Origin of the sequence: Roseovarius sp. D0-M9, from assembly GCF_037083805.1 — a bacterium.
Lineage (GTDB): Bacteria > Pseudomonadota > Alphaproteobacteria > Rhodobacterales > Rhodobacteraceae > Roseovarius.
In genome coordinates this window covers 1-1,206 of sequence record NZ_JBAPKZ010000119.1, presented here as the reverse complement: position 1 = coordinate 1,206, position 1,206 = coordinate 1, and the positions used below count along the sequence as shown (strand labels likewise).

The 1,206-nt window shown below is 65.1% G+C and carries 1 protein-coding gene; it reads right to left on the bottom strand.

Features of this window, described 5'->3' with window-relative positions:
* On the bottom strand, window positions 1-1,124 hold a 1,124-nt coding region (locus V8352_RS21765), incomplete at its 3' end, for an IS5 family transposase (RefSeq protein WP_336426346.1).
* Between the last annotated feature and the right edge of the window lie 82 nt (window positions 1,125-1,206).

Below are 1,206 nucleotides of genomic sequence, written 5' to 3'. Positions count from 1 at the left end.
GTGAACTGTGCGCGGACCCTGTCGAGGCCACGGTGAACGGTCTGGGCCATGCCTCCGATGGTCTTGGCCCAGCCGAAGGGTTCCTCGATCTTCTTGCGGTGCCGTTGGGAGAGGGCGTAGCTGGGGTGATGGGTAGTTCGCCCGTCGATGGCGGAATGCCGGGCCTTCTGCGCAATGTGCGGTGTCACCACCATCCGCCTCAACTGGGCAACGAAGGAGGCCGCGTCATACCCCTTGTCCGCCCCGAGTGTCAGGCGCCGGGTCGAGCCAGGTGAGTGGCGATTGATCATCTCGAGCGCCGCCTTGCGCTCGCCATGCCCGTCGGCGTGGGTCAGCTCTGCCTGCACGACCAGCCCGTTGCGGTTCTCCATCAGCGTATGCCCCATGAAGCACAGCGTCGCCGCGGCACCCGGCGCCTTCTTGTAAAGCCGGGCGTCCGGGTCTGTTATCGAAGCATGGGTCGCGTTCGAGCGCTTCTCGCCCCGGAAGTTCACTTCGGCGTTGCGGGGCTGGCGGGGCGTGTCGGGCATCGGCTGGGTCTCGGTCTGCTGGGTTTGCTGGTCAGTGTCTGCGGCGGGCTCTTGGGTTGGTGGCGGCGGGCCGCCGGGATCGTCGTCGTGATCGGGTGGCGGGCTGTCCTTCGGCTGGAAACTCTTCATGGAGGCCCACGCCTTGACCAGGGTGCCGTCGACCGAGAAGTGCTCGTCCGAGAGCAGCGGCTTGACCGAAGGGTGCGCCAGGATCGCGGCCATGACCTTGCGCGACATGTCGGTCGTCAGCAGCCTGTCGCGGTTCTTCGTGAACACGGTGGGAACCCAGACCGGGTCGTCGATGCCCAGCCCAACGAACCATCGGAACAGCAGGTTGTAGTCCATCTGCTCCATCAACTGCCGTTCCGAGCGGATCGAGAACAGGATCTGGAGAAGACTCGCCCGGATCAGGCGCTCCGGCGCAATGGAGGGGCGGCCGAAGTCGGTGTAGAGCGCACCGAACTCGGCATCGAGGCTCGCCAGCGCGTCGTTCACGATCTGCCGGATCTTGCGAAGTGGATGACCCGCTGGGACCCGCTCATCAAGGTCCACATAGCTGAACAGCGATCCGCTCACTTCGTCCGTCCCGCGCATCGTCACCCTCACTGCCGCTACCGTGCCAGAAGTGAATCATGTTCTCGCAACCGCGTCGAGACCGGCCTTTTTCAGCAGCCTG